Consider the following 19,882-nt stretch of genomic DNA (forward strand, 5'->3'; position numbering starts at 1 on the left):
TAGTGGTGTCACATCCATTCAGGACGATACCGGCCCCTCCAGCATTCGCCAGAGACGATAGCCAATCATGCACATCATCGCATTCCTTATCCGACGCGCCATTCAGGCTGTGATCGTGATGTTCGTCATCTCGCTCATCGGGTTTTCCATTCAGGACAATCTGGGCGATCCGCTGCGCGAGCTGGTCGGTCAATCCGTGTCCGAAGCCGACCGCGACGCCCTGCGCAGCGAACTGGGACTGAACGATCCCTTCCTTGTCCAATATGGCCGCTTTCTGGGCAACGCCGTTCAGGGCGATCTGGGCAATTCGTATTTCTTCAAGCGCCCGGCGCTTGACGTCATCATGGACAAATTCCCCGCCACGTTTGAACTGGTCCTCGGCTCCGTGGTCATATTCCTTGCCCTGTCGATCCCCGGCGGCATCTATTGCGCCATCAACCGCGAAAAATGGATGGCCAAGACGATCATGACCGCGTCAATCATCGGCATATCGGTGCCGGTATTCCTGACCGCGATCCTTCTGGTCTGGCTGTTTGGTGTCGAACTGGGCTGGCTGCCCGCATTCGGGCGTGGTGCCACGGTTGAATTGCCATGGGGCTGGGATACCGGGTTTCTCACCATCGACGGTTTGGCGCATCTGATCCTGCCCTGTATCGCCCTCAGCTCGATCATGCTGCCCCTCTTCATCCGCCTTATCCGGGCCGAAATGATGGAGGCAATGGGCACCGATTACGTCCGGTTCGCCCGCGCCAAGGGGCTGTCGACGCCGCGCGTCCGCTATGTCCACGCGTTCCGCAACACGCTGCTGCCCGTTGTCACGGTGGGCGGTCTGATGATCGGCACGCTAATCGCCTACACCATCCTGACCGAAACCGTGTTCCAGTGGCCCGGCATGGGGTTCCTGTTCCTTGAGGCGGTGAACCGCGTCGATACACCGCTGATCATCGCCTATATCATCGTGGTCGGCCTGATTTTTGTCGTGGTCAATACCATCGTCGATTTCGTCTACACCCTGATCAATCCGATGGTGAAACTGCCGGGGGCCAAATCATGATTACCTGGCGTGGCTTCCTGAAACGTTTCCTGTCGGACCCTGTCGCCATCGGCGCCGGTATCGTGCTGCTGATCCTGATCGTCATGGCTGCACTGGCCCCATGGATCGCGCCGCAGAACCCCTATGATCCGCTGCAATTGAACATCATGGACAGCGAACTGCCCCCGTCGTGGCGCACGGGTGGGGACGAACGTTACTGGCTGGGCACCGACACGCAAGGGCGCGGTGTTTTCAGCACCATTCTGTATGGCACCGGCATTTCGCTGCTGATCGGCATCGGCGCCGTTATCGTGCAGGGTATCCTCGGCGTTACCCTCGGCCTCTGGGCGGGGTACAAGGGCGGTTGGGTTGACAGTTTCCTGATGCGCCTTGCCGATATCCAGATGTCCCTGTCGACGCTGATGATCGCGATCATCGCGCTGGCCCTTTTTCAGACCGCGTTCGATGCCAACATCTATGCCGATTACGCCATCTTCATGCTGATCCTCATCATTGGCGTCGCCGAATGGCCCAAATTTGCACGCACCGTCCGCTCCTCCGTTCTGGGCGAGAAGAACAAGGAATACGTCGACGCCGCCCGCGTGATCGGCCTGCCCGCGCGCAAGGTGATGTGGCTCCACATCCTGCCCAACACGCTGACGCCGGTGCTGGTGATTTCCACCATCCAGGTGGCCGAGGCGATCATGACCGAGGCGGCCCTGTCGTTCCTCGGTCTTGGCATGCCCACCGACAAACCATCACTGGGGTCGCTGATCCGGTCAGGATTTGAATTCATCTTTTCGGGCAGTTGGTGGATCACACTCTATCCGGCCATCGTATTGGTCACACTGGTGCTGGCGCTCAACCTCTTGGGCGACTGGCTGCGCGATGTATTGAACCCGAAACTGCGCCGGGGGGATGACTGATGGCACTTCTCAATGTCACCGATCTGCATGTCGCCTTTCCGCGCGGCAAAAAGGGCGAGGTCGAGGCGCTGCGCGGCGTCGACCTGACGCTGGAAAAGGGTCAGCGACTGGGCGTCGTGGGCGAATCTGGCGCCGGTAAATCCATGCTGGCCTTCGCCATCCTCAACCTCATCGCCGATCCGGGCCGCGTCACCAAAGGCTCGGTCACGTTCGATGGCCAAAACCTGCTGACCATGTCCGAACGGCAAATCCGGCGCATCCGCGGCAACCGCATCTCGATGATCTTTCAGGACCCGATGGTCACGCTCAACCCTGTGCTCAGCATCGGCACGCAGATGATCGAAACACTCAAGGCGCATCGCAGTATCAGCACCCGCGAGGCGCATCGCCTCAGCGTGGAAAAGCTGAACCTCGTCGCCATCCCCTCGGCCGAGAGCCGGATGGACGCCTACCCTCACGAGCTGTCGGGCGGCCTGCGCCAGCGTGTCGTGATCGCCATCGCCCTGCTGACCGACCCGGAACTGATCATCGCGGACGAGCCGACGACGGCACTGGATGTCACCATTCAGGCCGAAATCATGTCGCTGATCCTGACGCTCTGCCGCGAAAATGACGTGGCGCTGATCCTGATCACCCACGATCTGGGGGTGGTCGCCGAAGTCACCGAACGCCTGATGATCATGTATGCCGGCAAATGTGTCGAGACCGGGCGCACCCGCGACATCATCGACGCGCCGAAACACCCCTATGCCGTAGGCCTGCTGAAGGCGCTGCCGCAAAACTCCACGCGCGGGGCGAAGCTGTACCAGATCCCCGGCTCGATGCCGCCCATCACCAACCTGCCGACGGGCTGCCCTTACCACCCACGCTGCGAGCGCGCGACGGATCAGTGTCGCGCCGCCATGCCGCCGCTGGAAAATGGCGTCGCCTGTTTTCACCCGATGCATGAAAACAGGGCGCATGATGATGCGGAGGCCGCGCTATGACCGACACAATCGTCGAAACACGCGGACTGGAGATGCGCTTTGCGCTGCCCACCCATTTCCTCAGCACTGAAAAGCCGGTCCTGCATGCTCTTTCCGGCGTCAACGTCCAGATCCAAAAGGGCGAGACGTTCTGCGTCGTCGGCGAATCCGGCTGCGGCAAGACAACGCTGGGCCGCGCCATCATGGGCCTGCTGAAACCGTCGTCGGGCGAGATTTACTTTCGCGACCAGCGCATCGACACAATGGACGAGGGCACGCGCAAGCCGATTCGCGCCGACATGCAGATGGTGTTCCAGAACCCCTACGCCTCGCTCAATCCGCGCCGCAACGTGTTTCAGACCCTTGCCGAGCCGATCCGCCATCTGATGCCTGAAAAATCCGCCGCCGACGTGCGCGCGCAGGTCGAAGATGTGCTGGACGCCACCGGCTGCGACCAAAGCTGGCAACGCAAGTTGCCGCATGAGTTTTCAGGCGGGCAGCGCCAGCGCATCGCCATCGCCCGCGCGCTGGTGACCAACCCCGCCTTCGTCGTCGCAGACGAGCCGATTTCGGCGCTGGACGTGTCCATTCAGGCACAGATCCTGAACCTGTTGAACGATTTGCAGGATGATCGCGGCCTCACCTACATGTTTATCACCCACGATCTCAGCGTGGTCGAGCATTTCGGCGACCGCGTCGCCGTCATGTATCTGGGTCAGGTCATGGAGCTGGCCCAGACCGACAGGATTTTCAACGCGCCCAAGCATCCCTATACGCAGCTTTTGCTTGATGCGATTCCAAAGCTCAGCGGCGGATCGTTCGATGCGCCGCGTACGCCCGGCGAACTGCCTGATCCTGTCAATCCGCCCCCCGGTTGCCCCTTTGCCCCGCGCTGCCCCATCGCGCAGGACATCTGCCGGGCCGAGCGTCCGCAGCTGCGCCCCATCGGCGACAGCAGCACCATGGCCGCCTGCCATCTGGCCGAGTGAGCGTTGACCGGTGACCTACCGGCCCCTCTTCAGCGGCCCAAGTTCAGCAATAAAGCCGCCGTGCCATCCCCTACCAGATAGAATTCAAGGTCAGGTAAATCCTGATTGCCGAAAATCAAACGGTGACGGTCGATAAAATCGATGCGGCAGCTATATCGTATTTGGACAATAATTTAGCAAAAACCTGTGGATAAATCGGCCATTTAGATTGGAAATAAACCAGCTCAGGGCGTATCGCCACCGATATCCGCCCGTGCAACTGCCGTCGCTTTCACGACCGCATAGCATTCGGTCCCCGGCTGCAACGCCAGCTCGTCCATCGCATCCGCCGTGATACGTGCCAGCAGACGTGCGGGTCCGATACGTAGCGATAAGGCCACCCCCGGCCCATCGCCGCGATGTACCTCATCCACCACCGCGGGCAGAATGTTGCGCGACGACAGGCCGACGGGCCGTCCCAGCGAGATCAGCACATCCTGCGCCAGAACCCTGACGCGCACCGTCTTGCCCACACCAGCCTCGATACCCGGCAGACGCAGTTCGCCACCGCCGATCTCGAGGCGGCCAAGACCGCCGGGATTACGCTCGACCACACGCGCCATCAGGACCGATCCGGCCTCGCGCACGCCAATCAACGGCACCATGGCCGGATCGCTCAGCACATCCGTCACGTCGCCCCGGCGCAACACGCGGCCATCCCGCAGCACGACGATGCGATCTGCCAGCCGCGCAATTTCGGCCACGCTGTGGGTGACATAGACGATGGGCACCGTGCCGCTGTCGCGCAGACGCTCCAGATAGGGCAGGATTTCGTCCTTGCGCGGGCCGTCCAGCGCCGCCAGCGGTTCGTCCATCAGCAAAAGGCGCGGGCGCATCAGCAGCGCGCGGGCAATCGCCACGCGCTGTTTTTCACCCCCCGACAGGCTGCGCGGGCGACGCTCCATCAATCCCTCGATCCCCAGCATCGCCATGATCGCATCGCCGTCCAGCCCGGGCGCGCCCGGCGGCGCATAACGCGCGCCAAAGGCGATGTTGCGCGCCACGGTCAGATGCGGAAACAGCCGACCTTCCTGAAACACCACGCCGATCCGGCGCCGCGCGGCCGGCAGGCAGATGCCCTGAGCGCAGTCCAGCAAGACGTCGCTGCCCAGCGCAATCCGGCCCGCATCCGGCGTCAACAGCCCGGCGATGGCGTTGGCCAGCGTCGTCTTGCCCGACCCCGATGGCCCGAACAGCGCGGTCACGCCCGGCCCCGCCTCAAACGCGGCCTCCAGCGCAAAGTCGCCCGCGCGATGGGCGATATCGACCAGCAAACTCATGCGCCGATCCGTGCCGCCATACGCCGCGCCAACCACTCGGACAGCAGCACCGCGCCGATTGCCACGCCGGACGCCAGCACCACCAATCGCAACGCCGATCCCTCACCGCCCGGCACCTGCAAGAACGCGTATACGGCCGAGGGCAGCGTCTGCGTCTGGCCGGGTATGTTGGCAACGAACGTGATCGTCGCGCCGAATTCGCCCATCGCCTTGGCAAAGCCCATGACGGCGCCTGCCAATATCCCTGGCCCGATCAGGGGCAGCGTGACGCGCATGAACGCCGGCCAGCGGCCCGCACCCAACGTCGCCGCCGCCTCCTCCAGCTTCGGATCGACCGCCTCGATCGACAGGCGGATCGCGCGCACCATCAGCGGAAATCCCATGACCGCCGCCGCCAGCGCCGCCCCGGTCCAGCGAAACGCAAACACGATGCCGATGGATTCAAGCAGCCCACCCACCGCGCCGTTGCGCCCGAATGTCAGCAACAGCAGATACCCTGTCACGACAGGCGGCAGCACCAGCGGCAGATGCACCAGCGCGCTGACCAGTGCATGCCCCGGAAACTGCCGCCGCGCCAGCAGCCACGCCACCGCAATCGCCACCGGCAGGCTGAACAATGTCGCGATCAGCGACACTTTCAGCGACAGCGCCAGCGCGGTATATGCGGCGGCGTCCAGCATCAGGGGGCCTTCACCAGCGGCAAGAACCCGTGCGCCTCAAACACGCCGCGCCCCTCGGCCCCTTGCAGGAATTCCATGAAGGGCGCGGCCGCGTCCGTCAGCTCCGCAGCAGGATAGATGATCGGATCGTGCATCTCGCCCGGCACCTGATAGACGACGCGCACCCTGGGCTCAGCCAACGCGTCGGTGGCATAGACCACGCCCAACGGCGCCTCGCCCAGTGCGACCAGCGCCAGCGCCGCGCGCACGTTGTCCGTCTCGGCCATTTGCGGCATCAGCGTGTCCCACATGCCTGACGCCTCCAGCCACGCGCGGCCATACATGCCAGCCGGAACGCTTTGGGTCTGGCCGATGGCCATGCGCCCGCCGTCGAGACGCGCCAGCAGCGTATCCGCGTCCACGTCTTCCAGATCAGGTGCGTCTGCCGGCGCGATCAGCACCAGCGCATTGCCCACCAGCGCAACGCGGCGTGCGGGGTCAACGGCACCCTGTTCCTCCAGCCAGTCCATCCAATCGGTGTTGGCCAGAAAAGCAACATCAGCGGGGGCGCCCTCGCCGATCTGGCGCGCCAGCAGGCCACTGCTGCCCAGCGATACCGCGACCTCGCCAGGATAGATCGCCGTTATATCATCCAGTGCGTCCTTCAATGACGCGGCAGCAAAGACGACAACTTGATTGGCGGCCTGTGCGCCCGGCGCCGCAACCAGCAGGGCCACGACGCCTGCCGCCGAAATCTTGCGAAATCGCGCTAGCAGCCTGTCACATGGTTGGGAAATCCGCATTTCACTGTCTCCTGACCGGACATACCATTGAAGGGATCAATTCCACACATGCCGCGCCAACCGCTGCAAGCTGTTGTTATTTTGCGAATCCTCGCCATATAATTGCAAAACGCAAGCGCAAAAGCGCCCGCACAACAAGCATATCAACAGCATGGACAGCACCATCACCGCCCCATCGACGCATATTCCCATCGACATGAGCGATGCCCACAAAACCGAACTGCGCACGCAGTTCGGCGCGCTGTGCTATCGTATGCGGCGCGGCAAACCCGAGGTGCTGCTGATCACCAGCCGCGGTTCGGGCCGTTGGATCGTGCCCAAGGGCTGGCCCGTCGACTGCAAGACCCCCATGCAAAGCGCCGAGATCGAGGCGTGGGAAGAGGCCGGCGTGCGCGGGCGCATATATTCGCGCTGCCTGGGCCTGTATCACTATCACAAAAGCGTCCCTGATAGCGCCGGTTTGCCATGCGTTGCCATGCTCTATGCTTTGAAAGTGCAGGAAATCGCCTCGGATTTCCCCGAGGCAGGCCAGCGCAAGCGTAGATGGCTGCGCCCCAAGAAGGCCGCCGCCCTCGTGGATGAACCCGAACTGGCACATATGATCGCCAAATTTGACCCGGACCAATTAAGGGGCTGAGCGCCCGATGCGGAACGGGACACGCTTGATATTCACAGTGGGGCATATATTTTAGATATGTAGAACCGGAACGGGACAGATGATAAAATTCTCGCTCAAATGTGCCGAAAATCACAGCTTTGACAGCTGGTTTCAATCGGCCGCGTCCTTTGAGAAACTGGCGCGCGCCGGGTTGGTCACCTGCGCTGAATGTGGCAGCACGGATGTCACCAAGGGCATCATGGCGCCCAGCGTGCAATCTGCGCGCGACGCCGCGCATGCGACCCGCACACTGGCCGCGCCCGAAACAGCAGCGCAGCACGCTATTGCCACTCTGCGCGAAAAGGTCGAAGCTAGTTCCGAATATGTCGGCACGGATTTTGCCCGCAAGGCGCGCGCCATGCACGAGGGCACCGCACCCGAACGCGCCATATACGGCGAGGCCCGCATCGACGACGCGCGCAAGCTGGTCGAGGACGGCGTGCCGATCCTGCCCCTGCCCTTTCGCCCGGCCCGCAAAGTCAACTGATCCGAGCACGAGGCGCACCATGGCTGGCGGACATGATCTGAAACATCTTCTGTCCGGTATGGCGCCGGTGCTGGATGATGACATCTATGTGTTCGTCACCCTGCCGGAGCGCGACGTGCCGCCGGGGCTGTGTCCGCGCATGACCATGCAGGAGGGCGAGGGAACAACCGTCATTATCACGCGTGATGCTGCCATGGCGGCGGGCCTGCGGTACGAATTTCCCTGCCGGATGATCACGCTGAACGTGCATTCCGCGCTGGATGCTATCGGGTTTCTGGCCAAGGTCACGACGCGGCTGGCGGGCCTCGGCATGGGGGTCAATCCGGTGGCAGGGTTCTATCACGACCATCTGTTCGTACCGCTGGACCGGGCGCGCGACGCGATGACAGCCCTTGGCGAAATGGTGCGCGAGGCGCGCGGCTGACCCACTCGGTATGCAGCGCACTATTGCCCTCGGGCGCCGCCGCGCGTAAACCGCCTGCGAACTTGCCTCAAGGGACGTATCCATGCCCGTTCTCGTGATGAAATTCGGCGGCACGTCCGTCGCCAACCTTGACCGTATCCGCCGCGTTGCCAAACGTGTCGGCGTCGAAGTGGCCAATGGCTATGACGTCATCGTCATCGTGTCGGCCATGTCCGGCAAGACCAATGAACTTGTCGGGTGGGTCGGCGAGACATCGCCGCTGTATGATGCGCGCGAATATGATGCCGTCGTGTCGTCGGGCGAAAACGTGACGGCCGGCCTGATGGCGTTGACGTTGCAGGAAATGGAGATTCCGGCGCGTAGCTGGCAGGGCTGGCAGGTGCCGGTGAAAACCTCCTCGGCCCATTCCGCCGCCCGTATCGTGGATATTCCGCCCGCCAATATCATGGCGAAATTTGCCGAGGGCATGCGCGTCGCCGTTGTGGCCGGGTTTCAGGGTATCAGCCCCGAGGGCCGTATCACGACGCTGGGCCGCGGCGGCAGTGACACCACCGCCGTCGCCTTTGCCGCCGCCATGGGCGCCGAGCGCTGCGATATTTATACCGATGTCGACGGGGTCTACACCACCGATCCGCGCATTTCGCCGAAGGCGCGCAAGCTGGACCGCATCGCCTATGAGGAGATGCTGGAGCTGGCCAGCCTTGGCGCCAAGGTTCTGCAAACCCGCTCGGTCGAGCTGGCGATGCGCTACAATGTAAAGCTGCGCGTTCTCAGCAGCTTCGAGGAACAATCAGATGGCGCCGGCACCCTTGTCTGCGCCGAGGAGGAAATCATGGAATCCAAAGTTGTGACCGGCATCGCCTATTCCCGCGACGAGGCCAAGATGACCCTTATGTCGGTCGCCGACCGCCCCGGCATCGCCGCCGCCATCTTTGGCCCGCTGTCCGAGGCGGGGGTGAATGTCGACATGATCATTCAGAACATCTCTGAAGAAGGGCGCACCGACATGACCTTTTCGTGCCCCACCGAACAGGTGGCGCGTGCCGAAAGGGCCCTGAAAAGTGCTGTCGAGACAGGCAATATCAACTACAGCCATCTGGTGGCCGACACCGATGTCGCCAAGATCTCGGCCGTCGGCATCGGCATGCGCAGCCAGTCGGGTGTGGCGGCGCAAATGTTCCGCACGCTCAGCAATGAGGGAATCAACATCAAGGTGATTGCAACCTCCGAGATAAAGATTTCCGTGCTGATTGATCGAAAATACATGGAACTCGCCGTTCAGGCGCTGCATGATACCTTCGACCTGGACAAGGTCGGATAAGGCGTGCCGGCCTGACCTCGCCGTGCGCACCTTCGAACGACAGAAAGGCGCGAGAGCACCCCGCTGATGAGCCATGATTTCCAGACCGACAGCCGCCACATGCTGGGCCGCCTTCGTGCCGTCATGGCCGAGGATGCCGCTGGTCAGGCGCGTCTGGATCAGATCACCCACCTCATCGCCGAGGAAATGCGGATCGAAGTCTGCTCGATCTACCTGTTCCGCGATGAGGACATGCTGGAACTGTGCGCGACTGAGGGCCTGAACCCCGCTGCCGTGCATGAAACCCGGATGCGTCTGGGCGAAGGTCTGGTAGGGCGCGTAGCGCGTACCGGCCAGGTCATCAATACCGACGACGCCCCCAACACGCCCGGCTTCCGCTTCATGCCCGAAACCGGCGAAGAGGGCTATTCGTCCTTCATGGGCGTTCCCATCCAGCGCCTTGGCGAAAAACTCGGGGTGCTGGTGGTGCAGTCGAAAGACACGCGCAGCTTCTCCGAGGAGGAAGTCTACGCGGTCGAGGTCGTGGCGATGGTGCTCGCCGAAATGACCGAACTGGGCGCCTTCATCGGTGACGGCGCGGCGATGAAGGCGCGCCACCAGCACGCGGTCCAGTTTCGCGGCACCACGGCGCAGGAGGGCGCGGCGCGCGGCCATGTCTGGCTGCACGAACCCCGCGTCATCGTCACCAACCTCATCGGCGAGGATCCCGTACGCGAGCTTGAGCGCCTGAACGAGGCCGTAGAAGAACTGCGCGTCGGCGTCGACCGCATGCTGACCAGCGCCCGCTTCGGTGACAAGGAACAGCTGGAGGTGCTGGAGGCTTACCGCATGTTCGCCAATTCCAAAGGCTGGATGCGGCGCATGGAAGAGGACATCAATCGCGGCCTGTCGGCCGAGGCAGCGGTGGAAAAGGAACAATCGACTGCCCGCGCCCGGCTGGGACAGGTGGCCGACGCCTACCTGCGCGACCGCCTGCACGATCTGGACGATCTCAGCAACCGCATGCTGCGCATCCTGACCGGACAGGGCACCGGGACAGCCGCCGAAATGCCGCCTGATCCGATCCTCATCGCGCGCAATATCGGCCCTGCCGAACTGCTGGATTATGGCCGCAGCCTCAAGGGAATCGTGCTGGAGGAAGGCGCCGTCGGCAGCCACGCCACCATTGTCGCCCGGGCGCTGGCAATCCCGCTGGTGATCCACGCCAAGAACATCACGACCGAGGCGATGAATGGCGATCCCATTCTGGTCGACGGCGATCAGGGCCTCGCCCATCTGCGCCCCAACGACACGGTCATTGCCGCCTTTCGCGACAAGATGGCGATGCAGGCCAAGGCGCAGGAACGCTACGCCTCTATCCGCGGCAAACCTGCGACCACGCTGTGCGGGCGCACCCTGTCGCTGAAAATGAACGCAGGCCTCATGGCCGATCTGCCCAGCCTTGAGGGATCTGGCGCCGATAGCGTCGGCCTGTTCCGGACCGAATTGCAATTCCTTGTCCGGTCGAAAATGCCCAAACGGGCCGAGTTGAGCGAACTTTACAGCCGCGTCATGGATGCCGCCAAGGGCCGCGAAGTGGTGTTCCGCACGCTCGACATCGGCTCGGACAAGGTGCTGCCCTACATGAAGCCCACGGACGAGCCGAACCCGGCGATGGGGTGGCGCGCGATCCGCGTGGGCCTGGACAAGCCGGGGGTCATGCGGATGCAGCTTCAGGCGCTCATTCGCGGTGCCAAGGGGCGGCCCCTGTCGGTGATGTTCCCCTTCGTCGCCCAGCGCGAAGAGTTCGACGCCGGGCGCGCCGAGCTGGACAAGGCGCTGGAGCGAGAGCGCATCCTTGGCCATCCCATGCCTGCCACGATGAAGCTGGGCGCGATGCTGGAAACACCCAGCTTGGCCTATGCGCCAGACCAGTTCTTCCGCAATATCGATTTTATTTCCATCGGCGGGAACGACCTGAAACAATTCTTCTTTGCCGCCGACCGCGAGAACGAGCGCGTGCGCCGCCGCTATGACACGCTGAACGTCAGTTTCCTGACCTTTTTGCAATGCATCGTAGAGCGGTGCATGGCCACAGACACGCCGCTCAGTTTCTGCGGCGAGGATGCGGGCAGACCCGTCGAGGCCGCTTGCCTTGCGGCGATCGGCATCCGCATCCTGTCGATGCGCCCCGCCTCGATCGGGCCGGTCAAATCGATCTTGCGCCGCACCAATCTGGACGAATTGCGCGACGTCATCGACGAGGCCGGGCGCCGGGGCGACCAATCGGTCCGCCCCGCCGTCATGGAATATCTGCGCGAGAAACTGTAGCTCCGGCGCGGTCTGCTCAGCCCCGCTTGACCGGCGCCGCAACCCTTTGGCGGAATGCCTCCAGCACCTCGGCATGGCTCAGATCCGCCTCGATCGCCAGGCGGCGCAGCCCGAAATGCACATGCGCCATCTGCTGGTAATAGCTGGTGAAGGCATAGTTCGTCGCCGCCCCTGCCGCCGCACCCAGTATCGGCACCGTCTGCGCGGCCAGTTTCTGGCCCAGAACCACACTCAGCCGCGGCGCCACCTTGGCGATCAACGCCTGCATCGCCTTGCCCGTCACCGCGACGCGGGTCGTCAGGAATGCCAGATCCGCCCCGTCGTCATGGTCCAGCGGCCCGGCAGCGGCGAAGACCTGCACGCAATCGAAACGTACACCCTCTTCGGTGGCGTCAAAGCCGTATTCGCCTGCCACGTCCTGAATCGCGCGCAGCAATATGGTCGTCGTGATGGGTAATTCAGCCAGTGCCGAGGGCAGTCCGCCAAAACCACCGGCCGCCCCCATCGCCGTGGTCACGGCGCGGTTCAGCCAGCCGGGTTGGCTGCCGACAACACCGCGCGAGCGCTGCGCCGCGCCCATCGCCATTGACAGCGCCTGCTCCGTTCCGCCCTCCAGCCGGTCACGCACGCCTTCGGGCAACCGCTCCAGCAGCGCCTCGGCCCGTCCGCCGACGATGTTCAGCACCTGAATGCCCAAATTGCCCGCGCGCGCATGGCGCCGCACCAGTGCATCCAGCCGCGCGGCGACGGCCGCCTCATCTATCGGGGGGTCAAGAAGATCCATCATTGAATATAGATCAGCGTATCCTCCACGGGTTTCAAGCCGCCCGTGTCACTTTTCCGACAATACCGCCCCAACCGCCCGGAATCAGGTCCAGCCCCAGCACGCGGTCCGGGTTCGTCGGTGGCGGCATCTCGACCTCTGCGAGCCGCCGAAACCCGAAGCGCCCATAGTAAGGCGCGTCGCCCACCAGCATCACCCGATCCCAGCCTGCCACGCGTGCAGCAGCCAGCGAGCCGCGCATCATGTAGCCGCCCAGCCCTTCGCCCTGATGGGTCGGGTGAACGGCAATCGGCCCCAGCAGCAGGACGGGCGCGCCGCCCACCTGAACCGGCCAATAGCGGATCGCCCCGGCCAGGATGCCGTTCTCGTCCCGCGCAACAGAGCTGAGGCCCGGCACTGGTGGCACGCCGTCGCGCAAGCGGTAGGACGACAGCGCCTCGCGCCCCGGCGCAAAGCACAGATCGAGAAGCGCCTCGACCTCCCACCAGTCGCTGTCAATTTCGGGCCTGAGTTCGAGCACCGCATCGCCTTTCGCCAGTTTTGCCAGCATCGCCGGCGCTGCGCGTAGCACGGCGCGCCCAGCCGCACAATTGAAACGCGGCGCGCGGGCTTACTTGGTTTGCGCGCCAGTGTCCCCGGCAGGGTCGACCATTTTCACCGGGACGGGCAATAAAAAGGTCAGTATGCGGTAGGAAAAGGGAGTTTCAACGCCTGCCCCGTTCAGCGCCCGTTTGTCCGCCTGATCACGCGACGGGCGGATCGCCAGCGGGTCAGAGGCCACGCGCCTTGCCCAGTGCAATCGGCGGGGCGCGACTACCAGCGCGATCCGGGTGCCCGCCAGATACGCCGGTGCGGGGCCTAATGCCCCGCGCCCAGCATTCCGGTGCGCACGCCGTAATCCACCGCGACCATGTATTCAGGGTCATCGTCGCTGTCGATCATCAGATTCCCCGCCTTGGTCAGCAAGCGGTGGCAGTCACGGCTCAGGTGGCGCAGTTGCAGCGTCTTGCCCGCCGCCTGATACTTGCCCGCCAGCGTCTCGATCGCCTGAAGGGCCGATTGGTCGACCACGCGGCTCTGATCGAAATCGACGACCACGGTATCGGGATCACCCTCGATATCAAACAATTCTGCGAACCCCTCCGCCGAGCCGAAGAACAGCGGGCCTTCGATGCTGTAGACGCGGGCGCCGCTCTCATCCAGCTTGGTCGTTGCATGAATCCGCTTGGCGTTGTTCCACGAATAGGCCAGCGCCGAAACGATGACACCAACGACCACCGCGATGGCGAGGTCGTATTTCACCGTTACCGCCGTCACCAGCACGATCACCATCGCATCGGTCAGCGGCACCTTGCGCAGGATCGTCAGTGAATTCCAGGCGAACGTGCCGATCACCACCATGAACATCACCCCGACAAGCGCAGCAAGCGGGATCTGCTCGATCAGCGGCGCGGCGAAAAGGATGAAGACCAGCAGGAACAGCGCGGCGGCGATTCCGGCAATGCGCGTGCGCCCACCCGATTTGACGTTGATCATCGACTGGCCGATCATCGCGCAACCGCCCATGCCACCGAAAAATCCAGTCACTGTATTGGCGATACCCTGCGCAATGCACTCTTGGCTGGCGCCGCCACGGCGGCCGACCATTTCGCCCACCAGGTTCAGTGTCAGAAGGCTTTCGATCAGGCCGATGGCGGCCAGAATGATGGCATAGGGCAGGATGATCTCGAAGGTTTCCAGATTGAACGGCACCATCGGGATGTGGAACGACGGCAGCCCACCCTGGATCGAGGCCAGATCACCGACACGCGGTACATTCAGGCCAAAGGCAATAACCAGCGCCGCAACCACGCCGATCCCGGCCAGCGGCGCGGGGATGATACGGGTGATGCGCGGCATGACCCAGATGATCGCCATGGTCAGTGCCACAAGGCCCAGCATGACCATCAACGGCTGCCCGCTCAGCCATTCTCCGCCGCCCATGCCGTGGCCGGTATCCACCATCGTGCCCGGCACCTTGAACTGGCCCAGCTGCGCAAGGAAAATCACGATCGCCAGCCCGTTGACAAAGCCCAGCATGACCGGGTGCGGTACGAGGCGGATGAATTTGCCCCATTTCAGTGCGCCAGCCGTCATTTGCAGCAGCCCCATCAGGACCACCGTGGCAAACAGATATTCGACACCGTGCTGCGCCACCAGCGCGACCATGACCACCGCCAGCGCCCCCGTCGCACCCGAAATCATCCCCGGACGCCCACCAATGATCGCTGTGACCAGCCCGACGATAAACGCAGCATACAGCCCGACCAGCGGGTGCACCCCGGCGACAAAGGAGAAGGCCACCGCCTCGGGCACCAGTGCAAGCGCGACGGTCAGGCCCGACAGCAGCTCGATCCGGACACGTCCGATGCTGAACGGCTCGTCCTGCATGACGCGCAAATCGGGCTTCGTAATGGTCTTGGCAAAGGCGGCCAGCGAGGTTTTCAAAGCGTGTGTCCTGTTATCATCCGGGTCCAGATAAGTGGCCCGTTTACCCGCCCCCCGGTCCCTTGACCACACCCGAATCGGTACGAATTCGCTTGCCAAACCCTTAAACCATGGGCGCCGCCTGAGAAACTGGCGTATTTTCACCGCCCGCGCCGACGCTGCGGCGCTTTTCATCCCTGTCGGGGGCGCCTAAACCTTGGGCGCAAACAGAAAGGGACAGCGCATGGCACAAACCATGATCGGCGTGATCGGCGGCTCGGGGGTTTACGACATCGACGGGCTGGAGGGCGCAGAGTGGCGCGAGGTGGCCAGCCCGTTCGGCACCCCGTCGGACAGCATCCTGACCGGCACATTGAACGGCATGCCGATGGCCTTCCTGCCCCGGCACGGGCGCGGGCACGTCCACAGCCCGTCGTCGGTGCCCTACCGCGCCAATATCGACGCGCTCAAGCGGCTGGGGGTCACGGACCTCGTCAGCGTCGGCGCCTGCGGATCGTTCCGCGAGGAGATGGCGCCGGGCGATTTCGTGATCGTCGACCAGTATATCGACCGCACCATCGGGCGCGAAAAATCCTTCTTTGGCCCCGGCTGCGTGGCGCATGTGTCCGTCGCCCATCCGACCTGCCCGCGCGTTGGCGCCGCCTGCGCCACCGCTGCCGAGGCGGCAGGGGCACGCGTCCACCGGGGCGGAACGTACCTGGCGATGGAAGGCCCGCAATTTTCCACCCTGGCCGAGAGCCGCCTCTACCGAGAGGTGTGGGGTTGCGACGTGATCGGCATGACCGGCATGCCCGAAGCCAAGCTCGCCCGCGAGGCCGAGCTGTGCTACGCCTCGGTCGCCATGATCACCGATTACGACAGCTGGCACCCCGAACATGGCGAGGTCGACGTGACCGCGATCATCGCCACCCTTCTGGGCAATGCCCAGCGCGGCAAGGCGATGGTGCGCGCCCTGCCGGACCTGTTGGCGCAGGGTCGCGCGCCCTGCCCGGAGGGGTGCGATCATGCGCTGGAATACGCGATCCTGACGACGCCCGACGCACGCGATCCCGCGATGATGGCCCGCCTTGACGCGGTCGCCGGGCGGGTGCTGAATAGGCCTGCAGACTGACCGCGGAACCGCGAAAGGATAACCCCGATGCCCCTCGACCTCTGGCGGCGATGAGCGCATTTATGCGGGGTAATGCAGATTGATCCGCTTGCACGGCGGATGCGGCGCGCCCAAAAAAGAACCCAACCGTTGAACCCAAGGACGCCCTGATGCCACAGACAACGATCCGCGATCTCATCCGCACAATTCCCGATTTCCCAAAGCCCGGGATTCTGTTCCGCGACGTGACGACACTGCTGGCGGATCCAGAGGGTCTGGCCATGGCAATTGAGCAGTTGGCGCAGCCATATACAGACGCCCGGATCGACAAGGTCGTCGGGCTGGAGGCACGCGGGTTTATCCTTGGCGGGGCCGTCGCACATCGTCTGGGCGCAGGGTTCGTCCCGGTGCGAAAGGCAGGCAAACTGCCGGGCACTGTCATCTCGCAAAGCTACAGTCTGGAATATGGCGAGGCAATTTTCGAACTGCACGGCGACGCGATCCAGCCGGGTGAGCGCGTGCTGATCGTGGACGATCTGCTGGCAACGGGCGGCACCGCAGCCGCCGGCGCGCTGCTGGTTGAACGGCTGGGCGCGCAGATCGCGGCCTGCGCCTTTGTCATTGATCTGCCGGATCTGGGCGGCCGGGCCAAGCTAGAGAACATGGGACTGACCGTGCAGGCGCTCTGCGCCTTCGAGGGCGATTGACGCCACGCACCGCCCTAAAGCGTTTCGGGAGAAACTCGAATCACAGCTTTTCGCGAAACGCTCTAGCCCAGCGCCGCTGCATAGAGCAGCAAACCCCAGTCGCCCAACTCGCGGTGAACCTTGGGCCAGAGCGTGCCCATGCGGATCGGGTCCATCCGCGCGGTCTGTGCGATCCCGGTCAGATTGCGCCGCCCGTCTATGGCGGCAATGAGGGGCGCAGCATCCTTGGGCAGGCTCAGCACAGCGTCGATGCCGCCGGAATTGAGCTTGGGCTTTTGGCCGCGCGCAATGGCCTGTGCCAGCGGTGCGGCCTGCACCCCCTTCAGATGCGGCACAAGCGCCTGGCTGCGCCCGTCCGCCAGCCCGCGCGACGCGCCCTTCGGGACGGCATAGGCGACATGCGTCTTGATCGTGCCGCGCAGCTGTTCGGCCACGGCCATTTGCTGCGCCGCGTCCAGATGCTCCGGCACCGGGGCGATGCGGGACAGATCGTAAAGCGCGGGCATGGTAAACCCGCTCAGCGCCCAACCCGACACGTCCAACACCTCCAACAGGTCAGACACGTCAAACGCCCGGTCCTGCGAATGCAGCAAGAGGTCGTAAAACCCGGCATCGCTGTCCTTGTGATCGCCCAGATTGGGATTACCGACAAAGGGATGCCCGGCGGGCAGATCCGCCACCAGCGCCTTGGCCGCCTTTAGCCGCGCCTCGGGCGCAAGGCCCTGAAACAGCGCGCCAAAGGCCGCCTGCAACGGGTAGACACCGGCCCGGCCATAGGGCGCGTAAACCATGAAGCCAAGACCACCGCCGCGCTCCGCTGCCTCGGGGGCCAGCGCGGCGTGCAGGGCGGAAAACCCCGCTGCCGGATCCGGCAGATGGTGCAGCACGCCGCAGCAATCGATATAATCGAACGGCCCCCAATCGGGCGCATCCAGCAGCGAGCCGGTGATGAAACGGATGCCCTTCAGCCCACGTGCCTGCGCCCGCGCCTCGGCGATGCGGCGGGACGCGGCGCTGAGGTCGACATAGGTGATATCCGCCGGACGCCCCAGCTGCGCCATCATCTGCGCCAGCTGGATCAGCCCGTCACCGGTGCCACCGCCTGCGACCAGCACGCGCAGCGGCTGCGCCCAATCACGGCGCCCGCCAAACAGGAAATGGTCGATTTCCAAGGGATGCGATGGCGATCCGGTGACAAGCCGACGTGCCTCGTCCGCCGGGTCGCGGTGGGGGTAGGGATATGCCTCGTACTGGATCTTGACCTGGCTCATCTGCACGCTCGCGTGGGCCGCGCCACCCTGCGCGGCACTCCCGTCTTACAGCGCGCTCGCAATTAAGCAAACCCGCCGAAAACCGGCTGGCCCACCCCTTGCAATACACAAGCGGCCCCTATAAATGGGAAATCGAGAGGTTGGCGCGGGCAGGCGCCTCGCCAACCCGGTCAGATCCGGAAGGAAGCAGCCGTAACGAGCCCCGCTTGGGTCGTTGTCCAGCCTCTCACCTTATCCCCCCACCGGCATCTGTAGCTTCGGCCCCGCCCCTGCGGGCCCAGCGCATCTGCGCGGACGTCTCGACAGCGCCGGGGCGCAGCGCCCGCAGCCGTGCCAACGCCGCGTCGGGCGCGTCGCCCGCCGCGATCATCAGGCGCAGCGCCGCCATCCCCGAGCGCCCGCAGCCGCCCTTGCAATGGATCAGCACCCGACCGCCGCCGCGCAGCGCCGACAGGGCTATCGGCTCGGCACGGTCCCAGTTGTGCATGGCGTCTGCATCGGGCACGCCGTAGTCGGGTGTCGCCACATGCGCCCAACGACTACCCAAAAATGCGACGTCCTGCCCCAGATTGCCCGCCCCGGCGGCGACCATTTCCGCAGACGTGGTCATCGTCACCACCATCGCGGGCTGCCAATCCTTGAGATGCTCCAGATCGGCGGCATACTCGCCCCCCGAACCCGGCATCGGCGCGATGGCCAGAATGCCGCGGAGTACCGGCAGCGCATGGATGACGAACCCTGTCATACCCCGCCCTACAACCGATCCGCGGCGAACGTATCACAGTCGCCCATCTGCCCGCGATCATAGCCCCGGGCGAACCAGCGGGACCGCTGCTCGGACGTGCCATGGGTAAAGGTATGCGGCTGCGGCACGCGACCGGCCTGCCGTTGCAGATGATCGTCCCCGATACGGCGCGCGGCATTCAGCGCCTCGTCGATGTCACCGGGTTCCAGCAGATCGTCCACGGCGCTGGCCCAGACCCCGCTGAGGCAGTCTGCCTGCAACTCCAGCCGTACCGTCAGCGCATTTGCCCGTGCCTCGGTGCTGCCCTGCCGTGCCTCGCTTACCGCGCCCAGAATGCCCAGTTCGTTCTGGATATGATGGGCGACCTCATGCGCGATCACATAGGCGGCGGCAAAATCGCCGCGCGCGCCCAGATCCCGCCCCAGCGTAGCAAAAAATTCGGTATCCAGATACGCCTTGCGATCAGCCGGGCAATAAAATGGCCCGGTGGCCCCCGACGCCCCGCCACAAGGGCTGCGTGTCACGCCGGAAAACAGCACCAGCACCGGCGGGGTATAGGCGATGTCGGCTTGCGCTGGCAAAATAGCGCTCCAGACCTGTTCGGTACTGCCCAGAACGCGAGCGCTGAAATCGGCCGCGCGCTGCTCCTCGGGGCTCAGATCGCGCGGCGCGGTCTGCACCGATCCACCCTGCCCCCCCTCCAGCAGCGGGGTTACGTCGATCCCGGTGAAATACCCGATAGCCAGCACCACCAGCAGACCGGCACCGCCGATCCCCACACCCCGCCCTGCGCCGCCCGAGCGGCGGCGATCCTCGATGTTGCGGCTGGGGCGCAATCCCTTCAGTCTCATGGCGTGGTCTCCGATCCTGACAGCGTTGCGGCATTTTATAACGCCCTGCGCGC

21 protein-coding genes and 1 other RNA gene are annotated in these 19,882 nt (G+C 64.1%); 12 read left to right on the plus strand and 10 right to left on the minus strand.

Features of this window, described 5'->3' with window-relative positions; translation table 11 throughout:
- Positions 1-73: 73 nt before the first annotated feature.
- The 4 genes from FGD77_RS20010 to FGD77_RS20025 are packed head-to-tail and all read left to right on the plus strand — an operon-like array spanning position 74 to position 3,913.
- Positions 74-1,054 (plus strand): ABC transporter permease, encoded by a 981-nt coding sequence (locus FGD77_RS20010; RefSeq protein WP_369682771.1) that lies wholly within the window; start codon positions 74-76, stop codon positions 1,052-1,054.
- Positions 1,051-1,959 (plus strand): ABC transporter permease, encoded by a 909-nt coding sequence (locus tag FGD77_RS20015; protein ID WP_255013160.1) that lies wholly within the window; start codon positions 1,051-1,053, stop codon positions 1,957-1,959. Before FGD77_RS20010 ends, FGD77_RS20015 begins: the two co-directional genes overlap by 4 nt.
- Entirely contained in the window at positions 1,959-2,945 is a 987-nt protein-coding gene (locus FGD77_RS20020; RefSeq protein WP_255013161.1) for an ABC transporter ATP-binding protein, read from the plus strand. The genes FGD77_RS20015 and FGD77_RS20020 overlap by 1 nt, the downstream gene beginning before the upstream one ends.
- Complete coding sequence (locus tag FGD77_RS20025) at positions 2,942-3,913, plus strand: ABC transporter ATP-binding protein (protein WP_255013163.1); 972 nt, start codon at positions 2,942-2,944, stop codon at positions 3,911-3,913. Before FGD77_RS20020 ends, FGD77_RS20025 begins: the two co-directional genes overlap by 4 nt.
- A gap of 224 nt (positions 3,914-4,137) precedes the next feature.
- Here the strand turns inward: FGD77_RS20025 and modC are convergent, their stop codons facing one another.
- From modC to modA, 3 genes are read right to left on the minus strand one after another with little or no spacing between them, the layout of a single operon-like run.
- Positions 4,138-5,232, minus strand: a complete 1,095-nt coding sequence (modC, locus tag FGD77_RS20030) for a molybdenum ABC transporter ATP-binding protein (RefSeq protein WP_255013164.1) — start codon at positions 5,230-5,232, stop codon at positions 4,138-4,140.
- Complete coding sequence (gene modB, locus FGD77_RS20035) at positions 5,229-5,912, minus strand: molybdate ABC transporter permease subunit (protein WP_255013166.1); 684 nt, start codon at positions 5,910-5,912, stop codon at positions 5,229-5,231. Before modB ends, modC begins: the two co-directional genes overlap by 4 nt.
- On the minus strand, positions 5,912-6,694 hold the full coding sequence (gene modA / locus FGD77_RS20040) for a molybdate ABC transporter substrate-binding protein (protein WP_255013168.1): 783 nt from the start codon (positions 6,692-6,694) through the stop codon (positions 5,912-5,914). The genes modB and modA overlap by 1 nt, the downstream gene beginning before the upstream one ends.
- Positions 6,695-6,845: 151 nt before the next feature.
- Here modA and FGD77_RS20045 point away from each other — a divergent pair, with 151 nt between their 5' ends.
- From FGD77_RS20045 to ptsP, 5 genes are all read left to right on the plus strand, one after another.
- Positions 6,846-7,331 carry an NUDIX hydrolase gene (locus tag FGD77_RS20045; RefSeq protein WP_369682744.1) on the plus strand — a complete coding sequence of 162 codons (486 nt, stop codon included), beginning with the start codon at positions 6,846-6,848 and terminating at the stop codon, positions 7,329-7,331.
- A gap of 79 nt (positions 7,332-7,410) precedes the next feature.
- The gene (locus tag FGD77_RS20050) at positions 7,411-7,839 is read left to right on the plus strand and encodes a DUF1178 family protein (RefSeq protein WP_255013169.1); all 429 of its coding nucleotides are present in this window, start codon (positions 7,411-7,413) and stop codon (positions 7,837-7,839) included.
- Positions 7,840-7,858: 19 nt separating this feature from the next.
- On the plus strand, positions 7,859-8,263 hold the full coding sequence (locus tag FGD77_RS20055) for an ACT domain-containing protein (RefSeq protein ID WP_255013171.1): 405 nt from the start codon (positions 7,859-7,861) through the stop codon (positions 8,261-8,263).
- Between the two features lie 82 nt (positions 8,264-8,345).
- Complete coding sequence (locus FGD77_RS20060) at positions 8,346-9,584, plus strand: aspartate kinase (RefSeq protein ID WP_255013173.1); 1,239 nt, start codon at positions 8,346-8,348, stop codon at positions 9,582-9,584.
- A 66-nt stretch (positions 9,585-9,650) separates the two neighbouring features.
- Positions 9,651-11,894 (plus strand): phosphoenolpyruvate--protein phosphotransferase, encoded by a 2,244-nt coding sequence (gene ptsP, locus FGD77_RS20065; RefSeq protein ID WP_255013175.1) that lies wholly within the window; start codon positions 9,651-9,653, stop codon positions 11,892-11,894.
- A 16-nt stretch (positions 11,895-11,910) separates the two neighbouring features.
- Here the strand turns inward: ptsP and FGD77_RS20070 are convergent, their stop codons facing one another.
- The 4 genes from FGD77_RS20070 to FGD77_RS20085 all read right to left on the minus strand — a co-directional run bounded on the left by FGD77_RS20070 (position 11,911) and on the right by FGD77_RS20085 (position 15,108).
- Positions 11,911-12,678, minus strand: a complete 768-nt coding sequence (locus FGD77_RS20070) for an EcsC family protein (protein ID WP_255014358.1) — start codon at positions 12,676-12,678, stop codon at positions 11,911-11,913.
- A gap of 34 nt (positions 12,679-12,712) precedes the next feature.
- Positions 12,713-13,228, minus strand: a complete 516-nt coding sequence (locus FGD77_RS20075) for a GNAT family N-acetyltransferase (protein ID WP_255014360.1) — start codon at positions 13,226-13,228, stop codon at positions 12,713-12,715.
- Between the two features lie 60 nt (positions 13,229-13,288).
- Complete coding sequence (locus tag FGD77_RS20080; protein WP_255013177.1) at positions 13,289-13,459, minus strand: hypothetical protein; 171 nt, start codon at positions 13,457-13,459, stop codon at positions 13,289-13,291.
- Between the two features lie 77 nt (positions 13,460-13,536).
- Complete coding sequence (locus FGD77_RS20085) at positions 13,537-15,108, minus strand: SulP family inorganic anion transporter (RefSeq protein WP_255014363.1); 1,572 nt, start codon at positions 15,106-15,108, stop codon at positions 13,537-13,539.
- A gap of 280 nt (positions 15,109-15,388) precedes the next feature.
- Here FGD77_RS20085 and FGD77_RS20090 point away from each other — a divergent pair, with 280 nt between their 5' ends.
- Both FGD77_RS20090 and FGD77_RS20095 read left to right on the plus strand, forming a co-directional pair.
- Positions 15,389-16,276, plus strand: coding sequence for an S-methyl-5'-thioadenosine phosphorylase (locus FGD77_RS20090; RefSeq protein ID WP_255013179.1), 888 nt, complete (start codon positions 15,389-15,391; stop codon positions 16,274-16,276).
- 149 nt (positions 16,277-16,425) lie between these two features.
- A complete protein-coding gene (locus tag FGD77_RS20095) occupies positions 16,426-16,962 on the plus strand; it encodes an adenine phosphoribosyltransferase (RefSeq protein WP_255013181.1) in 537 nt (178 codons plus the stop codon).
- 62 nt (positions 16,963-17,024) lie between these two features.
- Here the strand turns inward: FGD77_RS20095 and FGD77_RS20100 are convergent, their stop codons facing one another.
- Entirely contained in the window at positions 17,025-18,233 is a 1,209-nt protein-coding gene (locus FGD77_RS20100; RefSeq protein ID WP_255013183.1) for a bifunctional 2-polyprenyl-6-hydroxyphenol methylase/3-demethylubiquinol 3-O-methyltransferase UbiG, read from the minus strand.
- 133 nt (positions 18,234-18,366) lie between these two features.
- On the opposite strand from FGD77_RS20100, the gene ffs reads away from it, so the two are divergent.
- Positions 18,367-18,465, plus strand: an RNA gene (gene ffs, locus FGD77_RS20105) — signal recognition particle sRNA small type.
- Here the strand turns inward: ffs and FGD77_RS20110 are convergent.
- Positions 18,460-18,978, minus strand: a complete 519-nt coding sequence (locus FGD77_RS20110) for a protein-tyrosine phosphatase family protein (RefSeq protein WP_255013186.1) — start codon at positions 18,976-18,978, stop codon at positions 18,460-18,462. The two genes, ffs and FGD77_RS20110, sit on opposite strands and share 6 nt — an antisense overlap.
- Before the next feature lie 8 nt (positions 18,979-18,986).
- Positions 18,987-19,829, minus strand: coding sequence for a neutral zinc metallopeptidase (locus tag FGD77_RS20115; RefSeq protein ID WP_255013188.1), 843 nt, complete (start codon positions 19,827-19,829; stop codon positions 18,987-18,989).
- Positions 19,830-19,882: the final 53 nt, after the last annotated feature.

This window comes from Roseovarius sp. M141 (genome assembly GCF_024355225.1).
Classification (GTDB): Bacteria; Pseudomonadota; Alphaproteobacteria; order Rhodobacterales; family Rhodobacteraceae; genus Roseovarius.

What these genes read in the sequence shown, in the direction of transcription:
- FGD77_RS20015 (WP_255013160.1), top strand. Translation starts at nt 1,051, where the DNA reads ATGATTACCTGGCGTGGCTTCCTGAAACGTTTCCTGTCGGACCCTGTC.
- FGD77_RS20020 (WP_255013161.1), top strand. Translation starts at nt 1,959, where the DNA reads ATGGCACTTCTCAATGTCACCGATCTGCATGTCGCCTTTCCGCGCGGC.
- FGD77_RS20025 (WP_255013163.1), top strand. Translation starts at nt 2,942, where the DNA reads ATGACCGACACAATCGTCGAAACACGCGGACTGGAGATGCGCTTTGCG.
- modC (WP_255013164.1), bottom strand. Translation starts at nt 5,232, where the DNA reads ATGAGTTTGCTGGTCGATATCGCCCATCGCGCGGGCGACTTTGCGCTG.
- modB (WP_255013166.1), bottom strand. Translation starts at nt 5,912, where the DNA reads ATGCTGGACGCCGCCGCATATACCGCGCTGGCGCTGTCGCTGAAAGTG.
- modA (WP_255013168.1), bottom strand. Translation starts at nt 6,694, where the DNA reads ATGCGGATTTCCCAACCATGTGACAGGCTGCTAGCGCGATTTCGCAAG.
- FGD77_RS20045 (WP_369682744.1), top strand. Translation starts at nt 6,846, where the DNA reads ATGGACAGCACCATCACCGCCCCATCGACGCATATTCCCATCGACATG.
- FGD77_RS20050 (WP_255013169.1), top strand. Translation starts at nt 7,411, where the DNA reads ATGATAAAATTCTCGCTCAAATGTGCCGAAAATCACAGCTTTGACAGC.
- FGD77_RS20055 (WP_255013171.1), top strand. Translation starts at nt 7,859, where the DNA reads ATGGCTGGCGGACATGATCTGAAACATCTTCTGTCCGGTATGGCGCCG.
- FGD77_RS20060 (WP_255013173.1), top strand. Translation starts at nt 8,346, where the DNA reads ATGCCCGTTCTCGTGATGAAATTCGGCGGCACGTCCGTCGCCAACCTT.
- ptsP (WP_255013175.1), top strand. Translation starts at nt 9,651, where the DNA reads ATGAGCCATGATTTCCAGACCGACAGCCGCCACATGCTGGGCCGCCTT.
- FGD77_RS20070 (WP_255014358.1), bottom strand. Translation starts at nt 12,678, where the DNA reads ATGGATCTTCTTGACCCCCCGATAGATGAGGCGGCCGTCGCCGCGCGG.
- FGD77_RS20075 (WP_255014360.1), bottom strand. Translation starts at nt 13,228, where the DNA reads ATGCTGGCAAAACTGGCGAAAGGCGATGCGGTGCTCGAACTCAGGCCC.
- FGD77_RS20085 (WP_255014363.1), bottom strand. Translation starts at nt 15,108, where the DNA reads ATGCAGGACGAGCCGTTCAGCATCGGACGTGTCCGGATCGAGCTGCTG.
- FGD77_RS20090 (WP_255013179.1), top strand. Translation starts at nt 15,389, where the DNA reads ATGGCACAAACCATGATCGGCGTGATCGGCGGCTCGGGGGTTTACGAC.
- FGD77_RS20095 (WP_255013181.1), top strand. Translation starts at nt 16,426, where the DNA reads ATGCCACAGACAACGATCCGCGATCTCATCCGCACAATTCCCGATTTC.
- FGD77_RS20100 (WP_255013183.1), bottom strand. Translation starts at nt 18,233, where the DNA reads ATGAGCCAGGTCAAGATCCAGTACGAGGCATATCCCTACCCCCACCGC.
- FGD77_RS20110 (WP_255013186.1), bottom strand. Translation starts at nt 18,978, where the DNA reads ATGACAGGGTTCGTCATCCATGCGCTGCCGGTACTCCGCGGCATTCTG.
- FGD77_RS20115 (WP_255013188.1), bottom strand. Translation starts at nt 19,829, where the DNA reads ATGAGACTGAAGGGATTGCGCCCCAGCCGCAACATCGAGGATCGCCGC.